The following is an 18,595-nucleotide window of genomic DNA, read 5'->3' as shown; positions in this document are numbered from 1 at the left end:
TAATCTGTTGTTACAATTATGTATTTAACCGCGGAAAAGAAGGCTGAGATCTTCGAATCAAAGGGTTTTAAAAAAGAAGGCGGAGACACTGGATCTGCTGAATCACAAATTGCTTTATTTACGTATCGTATCAACTATTTGAACGAGCACTTAAAAACGCACAAAAAAGATAACGACACAAGACTTGGTCTGCTTAAAATGGTAGGTAAGCGCCGTAGGTTGTTGGATTATCTTTACAAAAAGGACATTAACCGCTATCGTGCGATTATTGCCGAATTGAACATACGTAAGTAATTTGAAAATCAGGGAACTTCATCAACATGAAAGTTCCCTGATTTTTTGCGGAATTAACAAACATTTGGAACGTCAGGATGGCGTTTCGCAGCTACAAAAAACACATTTTTATGCTCTTTAATATAGTTACCAAGACTATACCCTTGCCAGACGGAAGGGAAATCACCATTGAAACAGGAAAATTAGCTAAGCAAGCCGACGGTTCGGTTGTCGTTCGTTTGGGTAACACCATGTTACTTGCGACGGTTGTTGCTAATAAAGATATTAAGGAAGGTCTTGACTTTTTGCCGTTATCGGTTGATTATCAAGAGAAATTTGCATCTGCTGGTCGTATTCCGGGCAGTTTTCAACGTCGCGAAGGCAAGCTTTCCGATCCGGAAGTTTTGACAAGCCGCCTTGTTGACCGCGTTTTGCGCCCGTTATTTCCAGATGATTATCACGCAGAAGTTCAGGTTAATTTAATGTTGATGTCAGCAGATGCAACGGCTTTGCCTGACGCATTAGCCGCATTAGCAGCTTCTGCTGCGCTTGCAGCATCGGACATTCCTTTCAACGGACCGGTGTCAGAAGTACGCGTTGCGAAAATTGACGGTCAATATGTGATCAATCCAGGTGCAGTTGAATTGGAGCGTGCAACATTAGAATTAATGGTTGGCGCGACTTACGATGACATTGCAATGGTTGAAGGCGAAATGAGCGAGGTTTCTGAGGAAGAAGTTGTGGAAGCTTTGAAAGTGGCTCATGAAGTGATCAAAACCCAATGCCTTGCTTTGAAAGAATTTGAAGCAGCAGTTGGTAAAACGGAGAAGCGTGAATACGTAGGCGATGCATCTGACGAAGTGCTTGAAGCGCGTCTGAGAGAATTTGCATATGATAAGATATATAAGGTTACTCAATTAGGCTCGACTAACAAGCAAGTTAGAAAAGACGGTTTCAAAGCTGTTTGGGAAGAATTCGCAGCTTCTATTCCAGAAGATGAAGAAGGATTTGACAAAGGCCTGGCGAAACGTTATTTCAATGACCTTGTTTGGGAAGCATCACGCCGTTTGGTTCTTGACGAAAGAATCCGCCTGGACGGTCGCAAGCTTGATCAGGTTCGTCCGATCGCCTCAGAAGTTGACTTTTTGCCAAATGCACACGGTTCTGCTTTGTTTACAAGAGGAGAAACGCAATCATTGACAACAGTTACATTGGGTACAAAAAATGATGAGCAGATTGTTGACACGCCGATGAAATACGGTTACAGCAAGTTCATGCTGCATTATAACTTCCCAGGATTTTCAACAGGTGAAGTTAAGCCTAACCGCGGTCCAGGCCGTCGTGAGGTGGGACACGGTAACCTTGCATTGCGTGCATTGAAAAAAGTGTTGCCGGTTGCTGAGGACAATCCATACACAATCCGTATCGTTTCTGACATCCTTGAATCAAACGGTTCGTCTTCTATGGCGACGGTTTGCGCAGGTTCACTTGCATTGATGGATTCGGGCTTGAAAATCAAAGCGCCGGTTTCTGGAATTGCAATGGGTCTTATTTCTGATGAGAAAACAGGCAAGTATGCCGTTCTTTCAGACATTCTGGGTGACGAAGATCACCTTGGCGATATGGACTTCAAGGTAACAGGAACTGAAAAAGGGATCACAGCATGTCAGATGGACATGAAAGTGAATGGTCTTTCTTTTGAAGTTTTGACAGAAGCGCTTATGCAGGCGAAAGCAGGCAGATTGCACATTCTGGGTGAAATGAACAAGACAATGACTGAAAGTCGTGCGGATCTTAAACCGACACACGCCTCGTGCAGTTGTGATTAAAATAGACCGAGAGATGATTGGTGCGGTAATCGGACCAGGCGGCAAAGTTGTTCAGGATATTCAGAAAGAGTCTGGCGCAACGGTTTCTATTGAAGAAAAAGATGGAGCAGGATTCGTAAGTATATTCTCTGCTGACAAGACTTCGATGGATAAAGCGGTTGCCCGTATCAAAGGAATTATCCTGGTGCCTGAAATAGGCGAAGTTTATAGCGGCAAAGTAAAATCAATTATGCCTTTTGGTGCATTTGTTGAATTCTTGCCTGGAAAAGATGGTTTGCTTCATATTTCCGAGATCAAATGGGAACGTCTTGAAAAAATGGATGGCGTGCTTGAAGTAGGAGAAGAAGTTCAGGTTAAATTGGTTGAGATCGACAAAAAAACTGGAAAATACCGCTTATCCCGCAAGGTGTTACTGCCTAAGCCAGAGAACAAAAATGATTAAAATAGTGTTTTTGGTAACAGGGGCAGTATGAATGTCGTTATAATATAAAAATAATAAAAGATAGATGAGACAGCTAAAGATCAGTAAGCAAATTACCAACCGGGAAAGTCAGTCGTTAGACAAGTATTTACAGGAAATCGGTAAGGTAGATTTGTTGACGCCGGATGAGGAAGTGACATTAGCTCAAAAAATAAGGGATGGTGATCAGCTTGCGCTCGAGAGACTTACTAAAGCAAACCTTCGCTTTGTGGTTTCTGTTGCCAAGCAATATCAAAATCAAGGCTTGTCGCTGGGCGATTTGATCAATGAAGGAAACTTAGGTTTGATAAAAGCTGCTCAGCGTTTTGATGAAACAAGAGGTTTTAAATTCATTTCATACGCGGTTTGGTGGATACGTCAATCCATTTTGCAGGCACTTGCTGAGCAATCCAGGATCGTACGTTTACCCCTCAACCGTGTTGGATCTTTAAATAAAATTTCCAAGACTTTTTCAGAACTAGAGCAGCGTTTCGAGCGCGAGCCTTCACCTGAGGAATTGGCAGAAGTACTTGAAATTTCCTCTTCTGAGGTGGTTGACACAATGAAGATTTCCGGTCGTCACGTATCCATGGATGCGCCATTCGTTCAAGGTGAAGAAAACAGCCTTTTGGACGTGTTGGAGAATGATTTGGAAGACAAACCAGATTCCGGTTTGGTTAATGAATCATTGCGTAAGGAAGTTCAGCGTGCACTTTGCACATTGACTCAGCGCTGAAGCAGATGTTATCGCATTGTATTTCGGCTTAAATGGCGAGCATGCAATGACACTCGAAGAGATCGGTGAGAAGTTTAACCTTACCCGTGAACGTGTTCGTCAGATCAAAGAAAAAGCGATCAGAAGACTTCGTCACGTTTCGAGAAGCAAAGCGCTTAAAACATACCTGGGTTAATCCGCATTGATGTTGGATATGGACCAGCAATTTGAGATAATATAGTAATTAAATGGCCTCGCAAGAGGCTATTTTTATTTGTAGATATGGCCATTTTACAACCACTGGTGGATCTTGCCGCCATTTGTTATCAACAAGGCGTGCGCCACGTTGTCGCATCACCCGGCTCACGTAGCGCAGCGCTAACACTTGCATTTGCGCGTCATAAAGGCTTCACCATGCATGTGTGCATGGATGAGCGTTCGGCGGGATTTATCGGGCTTGGAATAGCCCAGCAAACGCGCGTGCCTATTGTTCTAATCTGCACTTCTGGGAGCGCAGTCTATAACTTCGCTCCGGCAGTCTCAGAAGCGTTTTTTCAGCAAGTTCCGTTGCTCGTTCTTTCAGCTGACAGGCCAAAAGAATGGCTGCATCAATACGATGGACAAACCATTTATCAATCAGAAATTTTCGGCAAACATATCAAGCGGTCATTTGAATTTTCATCTGATTATGCGCACAAGGATGTCCAGTGGGCGATTAACCGCATTGCCAATGAAGCCGTAACCCTTGCAGCAACCGCGCCGCAAGGGCCGGTTCACATTAATGTTCCTATCAGAGAGCCATTTTATCCGTCAACAGATGATGAAATGATTGCTTCGGCTAATCTGAAAGTGATATCCAGACAGAATTCGGAGCGCATCTTATCGCCGGAAACATGGACTAATCTGCTGGACGACTTTGAAGAATTTCCCAAGATCCTGATTGCCATAGGTCAGAACATGCCTGATCCGGAACTAAGCGAAACATTAAATAAAACATCGGAAGAGTGGGACATTCCAGTTCTGGCTGACCACATTGCCAATGTTACCGGAGGCCGGATTTTGCGTAATCATGACCTTTACTTAGGGAGGGCAGACACCCAAAACCTGGTTCCAGATCTTCTTATTACAACCGGATTATCATTCATTTCAAAAGAATTCAAACAATTCATCCGTAAAAATCCACCAAAAGCACACTGGCACATTGGGGAAGATTCATTTTTAGCCGACCCTACACAGTCTTTGACCCAAGTCATTCCCGTTTCTGCAAATTACTTTTTTAAAAATCTATTCGAAAAGATTGATTATCAGTTATTTGTTCAAAATGTAGATCCTGAGACTGATTCTGAGTTTCTGCAATTCTGGAAGGGGAAAGAGCAGGATATAGCGCTGGAAAAGGAAAAATTTCTAAATATTATATCTAAGTTAAATGATCTAACATCGTTAGATTCAGTGTTTAAGTTGTCCAAAATAGTTTATCAGTTACATGTAGCGAACAGCATGTCGGTTCGATATGTCAATGTCTTGGACCTGCCTGTCAACATTCACGGTATGTTTTGCAACCGCGGCACCAGCGGCATTGATGGCTGCGTCAGCACTGCTGTGGGAGCAGCATTGGTTAATAATGAAGAGACTTTGCTGATCGTTGGCGATGTTGCTTTTATGTATGATCGCAATGGATTACTCATTGAATCGCTTCCTCAAAATTTGAAGATCGTCGTCATCAACAATGCGGGCGGAAACATCTTCCGTATGATCGACGGACCATCAGGTTTGCCTGAATTAGAAACGTACTTTGAGACGCGGCATGCATTCTCTGCCAAGCGGACGTGCGAGGATTCTAACATTGCCTATTTTAGCTGCAATGCATTGGAAACGCTTGAAAATACCATCCTAGCCTTTTTTGAAAATAAGGGAATTAGTCTGCTTGAAATCTTCACAGATCCTTACGAAAACGAGCGCGTTTGGAAAGCTTTAAAAAAGCTTTGTAAAGAATAAAAAGTCAGGGGCAGTTCTTCGCTGCCTCTGCAATGGCGATGGAATCTTTCAGGATGATGCCCTGCTTCCAGATCTTGCAGGCTTCTGCCTTATTATTTTGCTCCCAATATGCGCGACCTGCCAATCCATAAAGCATTTCCACCGGCTCGGCTATGTCGATGGCTTTTGTGAAAAATTGAATTGCCTCGTCGGGCTTTCCCGACTGCTGAAAATAGATGCCCATGTTACGCAATGCATAACCGTTTTGCGGAAGCTTTTCAAGCGATTTTTCGATCAGCGCCTTTGCATCATTTGATTTGCCGGTTTGTAAAAGCACGTAACCTTTGTTGTTGAGCGAATATGGATCGCTCGGATTTTTGTTTAAAACCTGGTCAAAGTAGGAGAGTGCAGCATTCCAGTTCTTTTCAGTCGTTGCAATTAATCCCAGATTGTTGAGTGCCTCCGGCTGGCCAGGACTTACTGCCAGCGCATTCTCAAAATCTTCCTTCGCCGATTTGAGGTTTTTTTGTCCGTAGTATATGGCTCCCCGGTTTACATAAGCTTCAACATTCAGCTTGTCCAGCTGGATCGCTTTATCGTAGTCTGCCAGTGCGAGTGCACCATTCCCCTCAGCACTCAGCAGATTGCCGCGCACCAGGAAAAAGCGAGTGGAGTCTTTATATTCCTTTTCAATCTGCTGCAGGTCCAGCTTAGCCTCTCGTAGACGACCCAAATCAAGCCCTGATTCGGCCCGGACGAGATTTGCCTGTGTAAGTGTAGGATCGAGCTGAATGGCCTGTGTTAAAACGTCGTAAGCATCATTCGGCTTACCCAGTTTCAATAAAGTTATTCCTTTATTAAGATAGGCGTCTGAAAAATCTGCATTTTTGGCAATCGCTTCGTCGTACAACCGCAAAGCGTCGGCATAGTTCTTTTGACTTAGAGCCTGGTTGGCTTTCAGGAAAAAATCCGCAGCGTCTTTTTTATCCTGACTCGTACAACAAGGCAATATTAGCACTAATAAAATTAGTATTATATTTAGTTTATTACTGATTATCATAAGGTTGCAAAGTTTTTAATACATGAGATATATTAAGGATATACCCAATGCCAATTATAAGATTGGCCTTTATCAATGGAACAATAAATACATTGTCAAGATTGAATCTGGCATGTACGAGCAAACTTACAAAATCGACGACTACGAAATTGAAAGTGCGGCAGAAATAGAGAAGTGCATGGACAGCGAGTTTATATCAGCTGTAACGCGTCGTTTTGATGCAATGCACGACGACTTTTCTGCGTCCTTACGCAGGAATGAACTGATCTTCTAGCCAAGAAAAAATGCCTTTGCTATCAACGTATACGGTTTTAGGACACATTTCGTTAGATAGCAAACAATTTTAAGAGGTAAGTGCGCACCAAAATACTCTTTTAAAAGGATATGCTCAATCTCACAAATTCAAATCAAAAATTTACCAACTCAGTCTCTATGGTTTTTAAACACGGCGCCTCCACTTTGGGAATGCTTTTATATGTTGGCGCATCTTCGGTTATCGCTCAGAGTACGTTAAGTATAACGGAGCCCGAAGCCCATTTCCGAAATGGCCTCGAATATTACGAGAAATCTAATTTTGTAGCGGCAAGGCAGGAATTCAATGAGTTTCTAAGCAAAGATGATAAGTTGCTGAGCACCACCAATTATAATAAGGTGACGGCAGAATATTATGTTGCGGTTACGGGCCTTTATTTGAATTATCCCGAAGCAGAAATTCAGGTCGACCGGTTTGTTAAAAACCACTCGGAGCACCCGAAGGCTCAGCAGATTTATGGAGATCTCGGACGTTATTATTACGAAGCCGGAGAATACGAAAAAGCCATAACATATCTTGAAAAGGCGGTTTCTGTACAAGGAAATGGTGGCAATAAGCTGGAAAGCACCTATCAGCTGGCCATGTCCTATTACAATACAAAGCAGTTGGACGCAGCGCTTCCCTTGTTTAATCAGGTGAAGACAGAGGCTTCTTTCGCTAATGCAGGCGATGCTTCATTTTATGCTGGCGTTATCAATTACCAGAAAAACAACTTTGAGGAAGCTTACCAGGATTTCCAGCGGATCGAGGATCATCCTTACTACAAGAATGAGGCCCCTAACTGGATCATCTCATCTTCATATCAATTGAAGCGCTATGATGAGCTGCTTACTTATGGTGAAAAGATATTAAAGACCCAGCGCGGAAATACTAAGCTTGATGATGTCGCACTTTATGTTGCAGAAGTATATTACGAGAAAGGTGACTATGCGGCGGCCGTTAGTTCTTACGAGCGTTATAAGCGTATGAAGCCGGGCGTTGTGCCGCCTACGGTTGCATTGCATTACGGTCATGCTCAGTTCAGAAATGGTAACTACGAGGGTGCTATTACGACATTAAAGCCAGTTGGTCCAGGTAAGGATTCTGTTTCGCAGTACGCATCTTATATACTGGGAATCAGTTACTTAAAGACTTCTAATTTAAGTTTTGCTTTAACATCATTCGACAATGCCGCTAAATTAGACTTTAACCCCGTAATCAGGGAAGAAGCCGCTTATAATCACGCTAAGGTGCAATTAGAGTCGGGTAGCAACAATGATGCGGTAAAAGAGCTGAATGACTTCATGGCCAAGTATCCGCAAAGCCAGCATATCGAGGAAGCGACCGAATTAGTGGCAGAAGGATATGCTGGTGCCAGCAATTCAGCAGGAGCCATAAAGTACATTGAGGGCCTCTCAAAGCGGAATGCTAAAATAAATGGCACCTATCAGCGGCTTACTTTTAACCAAGGCGTGCTGGATTTCAATCAGGAGAAGTTTGATAACGCAATTATAATGTTTGACAAGTCGATCAAATTTCCGATAGACGAGCAATTGTACATTCAAGCGACTTATTATAAAGCGGAGTCGACTTATGGTTTGAAGAAAGTGGATGAAGCGGCAGCATTGTACAATCAGATCTCGAAAAATCCGAAGGCAGGCATTTACGCAAGAAAGAGCTTGTACGCACTTGGATACATTTATTATAACCAAAAGAAATACGGACAAGCATTAACTTACTTCAAGGAGTTTACCAACAACATTGAAGGAATGGAGCCGCAAATGATCGAAGACGCCTATTCAAGGCTTGCCGATTGTTACCTGGCTGCAAAAAATTACAATGAAGCCATCAAGACTTACGAGCAGGTTGCAGCAAAAGGGAAAGTAGATAAAGACTACGCGCTTTTCCAGAAGGCTCGCGCCTATGTATACATGAACCGCGAGCAGGAAGCGAGAAGACAATTTGAATTGCTGATCAGTGGCTATCCTTCTTCCAGATATCTGGACGACGCATATTTTCAGCTGGCGGACATCGAATTCCAAAACCAAAGCTATTCAGCAGCGGTTAAAGGATTTACCAGAATGATCAATGAGAAACCAAAAAGTTACCTGATCCCGGCTGCTTTACTCCGCAGGGCTCAGTCTTATTACAATTTGCAGGTTTACGAACAAGCGATCGTCGATTTCCGGAAGATCCTTACAGAATATCCAGACTCCCCATCGGCAAGCAGTGCATTGGAAGGAATCCAGGAGGCATACACAGCGGTGGGACGACCAGAAGAGTTTACGCAAGTGCTTGGTGTGGTTAGAAAGAACAATCCGGGTAATGAGAAACTCGAAGAAGTTGAGTTTGACAATGTGCGGAACCTGTATTACGCTGAGAAATACGATAACGCAATCAATTCGCTGAAAGGATTTATACAAAGCTATCCGGCGAGCAAGCACCAGTATGATGCATATTACTTCATTGCTTCCTCTTACGACAAGACGGGAAAGGTGAATGAGGCGCTTGAATATTTCGGTAAAGTGGTTCAACAGAACAGATCGACATTCGTGGCGGCTGCGGCGCAAAGATCAGCTGAACTGGAAATTGCAAGAGGCAACTTTAATAATGCTGTAACCAACTTCCGCGTGCTGCTTCGCAATTCGGAAAGTAAGAAAGAGCAGGCTCAGGCTTGGGTGGGTTTAATGGATACCTATTACACCCTGAAAAGTTACGATTCTACATTGTATTATGCCAAAGAGGTTATAAACGCTGGAAACCTGATCCCGGGAGCAGTTGGAAAAGCACAGCTTTATAACGGCAAGGTTCCTTATGACCGTGGCGACCTGACGAAAGCAAGCGAGGAATTCAAGAAAATAGCGGCAACCTCAAAAGACGAATACGGCGCAGAAGCAAGTTACTGGGCAGCTACGATCCTTTACAAAAACAAAAAGTATAAGGAAGCAGAAGCAGCGATCATTGAGATGGGCAAAAATTTCGAGGGTTATGATTACTGGCGTGTAAGATCATTTATTTTGCTGGCTGAAGTATATGTCGGGCTGAACGAAGTGGGGCAGGCTAAGGCTACATTAAGCTCTATAATCGATAACTCTGACGATAAGGAAGCGGTTGAGCTGGCAAAAGAAAAGTTGGCACAGATCCAGAAATAATTGATTCATCTCCTTCGGGAAAATAGAAAATATTAAAACTCATGACGAAGTCACAAGCAATACGTTCTTCCCTGTTTTTATTAACGCTCGGGTTTTCTTCCCAGTTTGCCATGGCACAACGCGGAGAAATCGAGAGCCAGACCTACGAAATTGTTAAGGAAAAAAGCATTGAATTTGCGCCTGCAAACCGGGTGTACGATAAAGTAGAGCCGATCAAAGGCGAAACGGGCAAAAAGAAAGTTGATTATCAGATCATTGATCCTAAAATAGATCTTTCATCGCCGAAGCTGACCCCGAGCGTGGGTGCTTCCTCTGACGAGAAAAAGAGGGAAGACGAGCCGGATGCCTTAAATAACTACGTAAAGCTTGGTGCGGGCAATTACGGACGGTTCCTGGGCGAAGCATTCGTTGGAGGCCGTCCTTCTCAGGACCTGGTCTTTACGACGCAGCTGAAACATCTTTCCGCGGCTAGTGGTCCGGTTGATGACAAGAACTCGGCTAATGCGGCGACAAATTTCAAGATAGGCGGAAAATACATCAGAAGCACCCACAAGTTCGATGCTTCATTCGATTACGATCGCAAGAACTACTATTTCTACGGTTATCAGCCGCAGCCTGAAACAGTTCAGGTGAACAGAGACAGCATTCGGCAAACCCTTAACCGGTTTGGCTTTGCATTGGGCTTTGAAAATACAGATGCCTCGGTTGCGGTTGACTACTCGGTTAAAACAAGCCTGCACACGCTTCGCGACCGTTACGAAGCTTCGGAGCTTGACTGGGGAACCCAATTGATGGCCGCAGTGCCGATCTCCGAATCGTTTAGTGCATTGCTTGAAGCAGACGCCTTTATTACGCAGCGGGTTGATCGTTTTACTTACAACAGGAACCTGTTCCGGGTGAAACCTACATTCAAATACACGTCAGAGCTTTTCACCGTTACTGCAGGGATCAATGTTGCCAACGAAACTGATAGCGAATTAGAGCTGAACAGGACAAAGGCATTCCCCGTTTTGAACATTGATGTGGCTCCTTTCGCTGGATTGCATGTTTTCGCTGGTGTAAATGGGGATATGGTGCGTAATACATTGAAATCAATGCTCGATGAAAATCAATGGTTGGGTGCCAATGTTCAAATACTTAACACTGATAAGGATTATGAGATCAGTGCAGGAGTGAAGGGAGAAGGCGTTGGCGGGTTTAACTATGAAGGCAAGGTCGCTTACTCTCAATATCGCAATTTTTACTATTTCAACAATTCACTGGCCGACACTTCCAAGTTCGCGATCGTCTACGATCCGGGCAAAACCAAAGTGCTGACTATTTCGGGACAGGCTGGTTACAGTTTCAATGATCTGTACAAGACGTCACTTAAAGTGAATTTCTACGATTACTCTGTTGCAGAGCTAGAAGAGCCATGGCACCGTCCGGATCTGACGTTAAACTGGTTTAATGCGCTTGCGATCAGCAAAAAACTCTTCGTAACAGCAGATTTTTATATGTTGAGAGGAATAAAAGCAAAAAATTTCCAGAGTGGAGAAGTCACAAAATTGCCGGTGATTGCTGACCTGAACTTTAAGATTGACTATCTGTTAACCAGGAACTTCTCTGCATTTGTGTCATTGAATAATGTGTTGGGCAAAGAGTATCAGCGTTATCAATACTATCCGCAGCAGGGTCTAAACTTTATTGGAGGATTATCATTTTCTTTTTAACTTCGCTCAGTTAACTGAAAAAACATTCATGATAGCAGTCGAGAACGTCATCCGAAAACTTGTTGGAGAGTATGAATTTGTAATCATTCCCGGATTCGGAGCATTACTTTCGCACCAGATTCCGGCTGCTTATGATGAAGTTTCACAGACCTTTTCCCCACCAGCCAAAAAGCTGGCATTCAACGAGTTTTTGAAACTGGATGACGGGCTGCTGGCTAATTATATCTCGCGTCATGAAAGCCTGTCTCATTTGGAGGCAGTTGATTATGTAAAAGGTTACACCGATAAATTGCGTGCAGGTTTACAAGAAAATGGCCAGGCTGAAATTGTCGGGATAGGCGAATTCAGGAAGAATGTTGAAGGCAAACTTGTTTTCGAGCCCAATACAGGCAAATATTTCAAAGATGAGTGGTATGGTTTCGAAAAGGTAAAAGCAAGAAGATTCGAAGTTGCAGTTGCACCAGTTTCAGAAGCAGACCAGTTTGTTTCAGACGACAATGTTGAAGTGCTTGAAACTGAGGACGCAGGCATTCGCTCATTCAATTGGGGCAAATTTGCAGTTGCAGCCACGATCGGTGCCATTTTGTGCGGGCTAAGTTTCTTTTTGGTTAATTCACGAAATGGAGATATTCAAAGCACATTAAACCCATTCACAGAGCTTTTTTCAAAATCAGCTGTCGAGGAAAAAGTCGATGTGACAACAGTTGTCGTTGATGAGCCGAAAGCAAAAGCTGAAAAGGTAAGCATAGCAACACCGGATTCAGGCGCAGTAACCGCGCCATCCATGCATGTTGCGAACACTGTTAAGCCAGATTCAGTGGCCATTATTGCTGCCAAAAAGGAAATTCCAGTAACTAAGGAAATCGCCGCTGTGAATATTGCACCTGTGATTGCTGCACCGGAATCTGGAAAGTTCTACGTTATAGCAGGCACATTCAAAGGCATCAGACAAGCGAAAGTGCTTTTGGCACAATTGCAGGAAAAAGGTTTTGAAAATGCGAGCATTCTGCCGCCTACGAAGTCAGGCAAAAAGGTGAAGGTTGCGGTAAATGGCTATGGCACAGAAACCGAGGCTTACCGCGCTTCTAACAAACTGAAAGCAGTTATCGGTGAAGCGGGTTGGGTTTACAAAAAGAAATAAGCTTTTTAAAAGGAAATATTGAGGGAAGCATATGCTTCCCTTTTTTGTAACACACGATTTTTTTTTAATTTTACGTTGTTCGAGAAGTAAAATGAGACACAAACAATGATTGTATTACAGCCAGAAGATCGTCAAAGAATTGCAGTTTCCTGGGCAATGTCCGTTGGGATAACCATCGCAATGCTGGGTTTGTTCTTCTTTATCCGGTTGAACAGTTCGTTGCCGAAAGTGGCGCCTTTGGAGCTTTTTGTAGAAGTGAACTACGGAACCGATAAAGTAGGAAAAGGCGATATCCAGACATTCAATAAGCCTAATGACAGCAAGGTTGCGGAAAACATGCGTGCCGATGCAGATGAGGTGAAAAAGGTGAAATCAGTAGCGACGCCAAAACCGACGCCTCCAACACCGCCCAAGATTGAGCCGGCTAAGCCAACCAAGACGGTTGCAGAAAAGCCAGTGATTACATCGAAGGCAGAAAGTCCTGTTGAAGCGCCTGAGAAAAACGAAAGCAAAAAGTCAACTGGAAGTGAAGCTTCATCGGCGCCAGCAGCCAAGCCAACTCCTGAAAAAGCGGTTAACAAGGATGCACTTTTTACAAAATCATCCGGAAGTAAATCGGGAAGTAACGGCACCAATGGCACAAAAAGCGGTGTTGGTGGAAATAACAATGGTGACGATGCGGATGGTGTTGGCGACAAAGGATCTAAAACAGGAAGCTTGTTTGCAAAAACCTATAAAGGCGAAGGCGGTGGCGGCGGAACCGCAGTTGGTTTGAGCTTATCCGGTTGGAGCTGGTCAAGAAGGCCTGTTGTTGACGATAATTCGGACGCTACGGGCGACATCACATTCAAGATAACCGTTGACAAGAATGGTCGGGTTAAAAGCATTATAACGCAGAATACGACGGTTACGGATTATGCAGTTGTGAATAAATACAAAAGTGCCGTTCGCGACCTGACATTTATTCCAAAATCATCGAATGTACCCGATGAATCAATAGGAACGATCACATTCAAAATACGGTCGCAATAGTTTTAGAATGAATTATCAGGAAACTTTGGATTATCTGTACAGCCGCCTGCCGGTTTTTCAGAATGTAGGGGCCCGTGCTTTCAAGCCGGGCCTTCATACTACACAGGAGCTTTGTAAATTTCTCGGCGATCCGCAGAATGCTTATCCGACAATCCACATCGGCGGGACTAATGGGAAGGGAAGCACATCGCACATGATTGCTGCGATCCTGCAAGAATCCGGCTATCGAGTCGGCCTTTATACATCACCTCATTTGAAAGATTTCAGAGAAAGAATTCGGGTAAATGGTGAATTTATCACCGAAAACTACATCATTCAGTTTGTTAGTGATATAAAATCTAACATCGAAAGATTGTCTCCTTCATTTTTTGAGGTGACTGTTGCTATGACCTTTTCCTTTTTTGAGAAAGCGAATGTTGATGTGGCCATTATTGAGGTTGGAATGGGTGGAAGGTTGGATTCGACCAACATTATAACCCCGGAACTGTCACTTATCACTAACATTAGCTTGGATCACACTCAATATCTCGGCGATACATTGGAAAAGATCGCGTCTGAAAAAGCGGGCATTATTAAGCCGGGTGTGCCCATTGTCATCAGTGAAAAACAGGAAGAATCGGTCAACAATGTCTTTATCGAAGCTGCAAATGCTCATAATGCACCGCTTACTTTTGGATCTGACGCACTTTCGGTGCAGAAAGTCGGGATGTATGATGGGTTAATGGAAGTGAATGTGCTTGATCATGAATCGGCTACACCACTGTTTCCGGCTTTGCGTTTAGACCTTACCGGCGTTTATCAGTTGAAGAATCTGAGCGGTGTAGTGGCTGCTATTGAGATTCTTAAAAGCAAAGGCTGGAACATTTCTGATGATTCGATTTACAAGGCATTATCCTCTGTTGTGAAACTCACGGGACTGAAAGGCAGATGGCAGAAACTAGGGGAGAATCCAGCAATTTATTGTGATACAGGGCATAACACGGCAGGGTTAACAAGCGCATTAGAGCAATTGGATAGTGTTGCAACCGGCACAAAACGCTTTGTCATTGGCTTTGTTGGTGATAAGGATATTTCTGCCATGATCCAGCTTTTCCCTACGGATGGTGTATTCTATTTTTGCCAGCCTTCTAATTTGCGGGCACTTGATGCTAGCGAACTGGCGAAGCTGGCCGGGCAGTTTAATTTAAATGGAAAAACATTCGGAAATGTAAATGACGCCCTGGACGCAGCGATCGCCGACTCAAAACAGGATGACACGATTTATGTGGGAGGAAGCACTTTCGTTGTAGCCGACCTCAAAGATTTATAATTGATTATTTTTTAGAATGACAAGGAGAAAATTAGAACATTACAAGTTTAGTGCAGACGCAACAAATGTAATTGAAGCTGGAAAACCATTATATACTGAAATTAAGGGCAACTGGAACAAATTATACTTCGAGAATGAGCATCCGATCGTAGTAGAACTGGCTTGCGGAAAGGGTGAATACACCATCGGAATGGGAAAGCAATTTCCGGACAAGAACTTCATCGGGATGGATATCAAAGGCGACCGCATTGCACGCGGCAGCCTGATCGCAACAGAAAATCAGCTGACTAATGTGGCTTTTTTGCGAGCAGGAATTCAATACGCGCATGAGTTTTTTCAGGAAAACGAACTCAGTGAGATCTGGCTTATTCATCCGGATCCGCAGGTGAGGGACCGCGATGAAAATAAAAGGCTTACCAATCCGACGTTTTTAAGTCAATATGCCGGATTTTTGAAACCAGGTGGAATGTTTTATCTTAAAACGGACAGCACATTCCTTTACGATTATACATTGGAAACGATCGGTGCATCAGCACAATTTGAACTGCTTGAACATACGGATGACCTTTACGACTCACATTTACTCGACGAACATTGCGGAATCAAAACGCATTACGAAACGATTTTCATAGCAAAAGGTTACACGATCAAATATATCAAAGCGGTCGTCCTGTAAAAGAAAAAGCCTTCTTATCGTTTGACAAGACGGCTTTTTCGTATTTATCGTAATGTTATTCTTTGCCGATAAGTCCAGCGAAGTAATAAACAGTTCTTACCAATTGTGAAACGTAAGACATTTCGTTGTCATACCAGCTAACCGTTCTCACGATTTGGGTATCACCAACTTTCTGAACTCTTGTTTGCGTAGCGTCAAACAATGAACCGTAGCTGATGCCGATGATGTCGCTGCTTACGATTTCGTCTTCTGTGTAGCCGTAGCTTTCGTTAGAAGCCTCTTTCATTGCCGCGTTGATCTCCTCAACCGACGTTTCTTTTCCAAGAATCACTGTCAATTCAGTCAATGAGCCAGTAAGCGTTGGTACACGTTGCGCAGAACCGTCAAGCTTGCCTTTCAATGCTGGAAGAACAAGTCCGATCGCTTTCGCTGCACCTGTGCTGTTCGGAACAATGTTCTGTGCAGCAGCACGCGCTCTTCTCAAATCACCTTTTGGATGTGGTGCATCCTGTGTATTCTGGTCATTTGTATAAGCGTGGATTGTGGTCATCAAGCCGTTTACGATACCAAATTTCTCTTCCAACACTTGTGCCATAGGAGCAAGGCAGTTCGTTGTACAAGAAGCACCGCTGATAATTGTTTCAGAACCGTCCAGAATGTTGTGGTTAACATTGAAAACGATTGTTTTAAGATCACCAGTAGCAGGAGCGGAGATCACAACCTTTTTCGCACCAGCTTTAATGTGCGCGCTTGCAGACTCCTGGCTTGTAAAAAATCCTGTACATTCAAGAACCACGTCTACATCGTGCTGTCCCCAGGGAATTTGTGAAGGGTCACGTTGTGCGTAGATGATAATATTTTCTCCGTTAACAACCACAGAGTTGTCAGTTGACTTCACATCAGCGTCGAAACGGCCTTGCGCAGTGTCATATTTAAGCAGGTGAGCCAATACTTTTGGGCTGGTAAGGTCATTGATGGCAACTATATCGATGCCTTCCATATTATAAATCTGACGATAAACCAGACGGCCAATACGGCCAAATCCATTGATTGCAACTTTTACTTTCGACATGTCTATTATTGATTGTTTATTACTGTGGCGAAATTAATAAAAATGTGCCCCGATTTAAAGAATTGCCCTAAAAAACTACCTTTAAACATATAGTCGCGTGAATACTATTTATATTAGCAAATTTACGGTGCTACTAAATTTTAGTAATTATTTGTTTTACTAATATGAATAGCAATCATTATAGCTTGTCTTCTTTTATGGTTCTATAATTCATAAAAGGTTACCTTTGTTAGGGCAGGAGCGAGGCAAATATATTGATGAATAACTAATCTGGAAGTATCGCCCGCGTCGAAAGAAATATGACAGTTGCTTGAATTTCCATCTTTATTGATCATTAAAGTAAGTTTTGCTATAACTCATAATGCATTGTTTATCAACCATTTAAATACTTTTAACTAATCCACAACTTGAACATGTTTAATGCAGAAAAGATTGAATCCTATTGGTCAAACCGGGAGCTTTTGAAAGATCCGGAAGCAGTTAGTTACATTAAAGAAATCATTGAAGAAGTTGACAAGGGACGCCTTCGTGTAGCAGAGCCACAAGCGGATGGATCATGGAAAGTAAATGAAGCGCTAAAAAAAGCGATCATCCTTTATTTCCCAATTCAACAAATGTCTGTTAGCGAAGTTGGCATTTTTGAATACCATGATAAAATGAAACTAAAAACCGGCTACGACAAATTAGGTGTACGTGTGGTTCCACCGGCAGTTGCGAGATACGGCGCTTATATATCTAAAGGTGTTGTGCTTATGCCGTCGTATGTGAACATTGGTGCGTACATAGATGAAGGCACAATGGTTGACACCTGGGCAACTGTGGGAAGCTGCGCACAGATTGGAAAGGATGTTCACCTGAGTGGTGGCGTCTGGCATAGGAGGGGTGCTTGAACCTGTTCAGGCCTCACCTGTTATTATAGAAGACGGTGCATTTATAGGATCCCGCTGCATTGTTGTGGAAGGCGCTCACATTGGAAAAAGAGCCGTTTTGGGCGCTGGGGTACTGATTACCGGCAGCTCGAAGATCATAGACGTTACGGGCAGCGAGCCTGTTGAGTACAAAGGTTTCGTTCCGGCAGACTCAGTCGTTATTCCAGGAACTCTTCCAAAGGAATTTGCAGCTGGCACCTATCATGTGCCCTGCGCGCTGATCATCGGCAAGCGCAAAGCCAGCACAGATTTGAAAACTTCTTTGAATGAGGCATTGCGTGAAAACAATGTGACTGTTTAAGAAAGTAAACTATATAATAGGACGGCGCTGTCTTTGGATAGCGCCTTATTTTATGCATTTAGCGATTAAATCTGTAGCGCAACACAATATTTTTGGCTTTATTTAACATTGTAAATAGATTATTTACAAATATGTATTAAATCTTGCTTTACATATTTAAATAGCTAATCACATTCTGTTAATTTACAATTCTATTATATTTGTATTAGAATTGTAAATTATTAACAATGGATTTGAACGATAAGATAAAACAGATACTCGCAGACAAAAATATTTCGCCATCACTGTTCGCAGACGAAGTGGGGATACAGCGTTCGAGCATGTCTCACATTTTGGCTGGAAGAAACAAACCCAGCCTGGACATCGTACAGAAGATTGTAAAGCGATTCCCTGATTTAGGAACGAGCTGGATTTTGGATGATGAAGAAGTGCCTGTCGCAAAGAAAGCTGTCCCAACTAATGATGACAAAGGCATACGATATCCTTCGGCGCGCGGCACTAAAAACAACCCCGCGCAATCAGTCACTATGCAAACCAGGGAGCCGAATGTTCAGCCTGATATTGAGCATAAGGCAACCCCTGCATCAACACGGGCGATTGATAAGGTGCTGATATTTTATACGGATGGCACATTTGAGGAATTCAAAAGGCCAGTCTAGATTTTACTG

The 18,595-nt window shown here is 43.2% G+C and carries 12 protein-coding genes and 3 pseudogenes; 13 read left to right on the top strand and 2 right to left on the bottom strand.

Going from position 1 to position 18,595, the window contains the following annotated elements; translation table 11 throughout:
- Nucleotides 1-18 precede the first annotated feature (18 nt).
- The 4 genes and pseudogenes from rpsO (at nt 19) to menD (ending at nt 5,272) form a co-directional block, all read left to right on the top strand.
- Nucleotides 19-294 (top strand): 30S ribosomal protein S15, encoded by a 276-nt coding sequence (gene rpsO, locus AC0IYG_RS30810; RefSeq protein WP_234604919.1) that lies wholly within the window; start codon nt 19-21, stop codon nt 292-294.
- A gap of 110 nt (nt 295-404) precedes the next feature.
- Nucleotides 405-2,544 (top strand): annotated as a pseudogene (gene pnp / locus AC0IYG_RS30805) (polyribonucleotide nucleotidyltransferase).
- A 64-nt stretch (nt 2,545-2,608) separates the two neighbouring features.
- Nucleotides 2,609-3,473: pseudogene (locus AC0IYG_RS30800) on the top strand (sigma-70 family RNA polymerase sigma factor).
- Between the two features lie 86 nt (nt 3,474-3,559).
- Nucleotides 3,560-5,272, top strand: coding sequence for a 2-succinyl-5-enolpyruvyl-6-hydroxy-3-cyclohexene-1-carboxylic-acid synthase (menD, locus tag AC0IYG_RS30795; protein WP_471714836.1), 1,713 nt, complete (start codon nt 3,560-3,562; stop codon nt 5,270-5,272).
- A gap of 4 nt (nt 5,273-5,276) precedes the next feature.
- Here the strand turns inward: menD and AC0IYG_RS30790 are convergent, their stop codons facing one another.
- Nucleotides 5,277-6,269, bottom strand: coding sequence for a tetratricopeptide repeat protein (locus AC0IYG_RS30790; RefSeq protein ID WP_471714835.1), 993 nt, complete (start codon nt 6,267-6,269; stop codon nt 5,277-5,279).
- A gap of 64 nt (nt 6,270-6,333) precedes the next feature.
- On the opposite strand from AC0IYG_RS30790, the gene AC0IYG_RS30785 reads away from it, so the two are divergent.
- From AC0IYG_RS30785 to trmB, 7 genes are all read left to right on the top strand, one after another.
- Nucleotides 6,334-6,585, top strand: coding sequence for a hypothetical protein (locus AC0IYG_RS30785; RefSeq protein WP_471714834.1), 252 nt, complete (start codon nt 6,334-6,336; stop codon nt 6,583-6,585).
- 158 nt (nt 6,586-6,743) lie between these two features.
- Nucleotides 6,744-9,755, top strand: coding sequence for a tetratricopeptide repeat protein (locus tag AC0IYG_RS30780; RefSeq protein WP_471714833.1), 3,012 nt, complete (start codon nt 6,744-6,746; stop codon nt 9,753-9,755).
- Nucleotides 9,756-9,796: 41 nt separating this feature from the next.
- On the top strand, nt 9,797-11,467 hold the full coding sequence (locus AC0IYG_RS30775; RefSeq protein WP_471714832.1) for a TonB-dependent receptor: 1,671 nt from the start codon (nt 9,797-9,799) through the stop codon (nt 11,465-11,467).
- Nucleotides 11,468-11,495: 28 nt separating this feature from the next.
- On the top strand, nt 11,496-12,608 hold the full coding sequence (locus AC0IYG_RS30770; RefSeq protein WP_471714831.1) for an HU domain-containing protein: 1,113 nt from the start codon (nt 11,496-11,498) through the stop codon (nt 12,606-12,608).
- Between the two features lie 105 nt (nt 12,609-12,713).
- A complete protein-coding gene (locus AC0IYG_RS30765) occupies nt 12,714-13,640 on the top strand; it encodes a hypothetical protein (RefSeq protein ID WP_471714830.1) in 927 nt (308 codons plus the stop codon).
- 7 nt (nt 13,641-13,647) lie between these two features.
- Nucleotides 13,648-14,949, top strand: a complete 1,302-nt coding sequence (locus tag AC0IYG_RS30760) for a bifunctional folylpolyglutamate synthase/dihydrofolate synthase (RefSeq protein WP_471714829.1) — start codon at nt 13,648-13,650, stop codon at nt 14,947-14,949.
- A gap of 16 nt (nt 14,950-14,965) precedes the next feature.
- Complete coding sequence (trmB, locus tag AC0IYG_RS30755; RefSeq protein WP_471714828.1) at nt 14,966-15,625, top strand: tRNA (guanosine(46)-N7)-methyltransferase TrmB; 660 nt, start codon at nt 14,966-14,968, stop codon at nt 15,623-15,625.
- Nucleotides 15,626-15,680: 55 nt separating this feature from the next.
- Here trmB and gap read toward each other — a convergent pair whose 3' ends face one another.
- Nucleotides 15,681-16,697: a type I glyceraldehyde-3-phosphate dehydrogenase gene (gene gap, locus AC0IYG_RS30750; protein WP_471714827.1), complete on the bottom strand. Its 1,017-nt coding sequence runs from the start codon at nt 16,695-16,697 to the stop codon at nt 15,681-15,683.
- 413 nt (nt 16,698-17,110) lie between these two features.
- On the opposite strand from gap, the pseudogene AC0IYG_RS30745 reads away from it, so the two are divergent.
- Nucleotides 17,111-17,927: pseudogene (locus AC0IYG_RS30745) on the top strand (2,3,4,5-tetrahydropyridine-2,6-dicarboxylate N-succinyltransferase).
- Between the two features lie 227 nt (nt 17,928-18,154).
- Entirely contained in the window at nt 18,155-18,586 is a 432-nt protein-coding gene (locus tag AC0IYG_RS30740; RefSeq protein ID WP_471714826.1) for a helix-turn-helix transcriptional regulator, read from the top strand.
- The last annotated feature ends 9 nt before the right edge of the window (nt 18,587-18,595 follow it).

The sequence above is a fragment of the Dyadobacter sp. AC419 genome, from assembly GCF_979253085.1.
The sequence above is the reverse complement of the archived record's forward strand: the minus strand, read 5'-3'. Positions and strand labels throughout refer to the sequence as shown.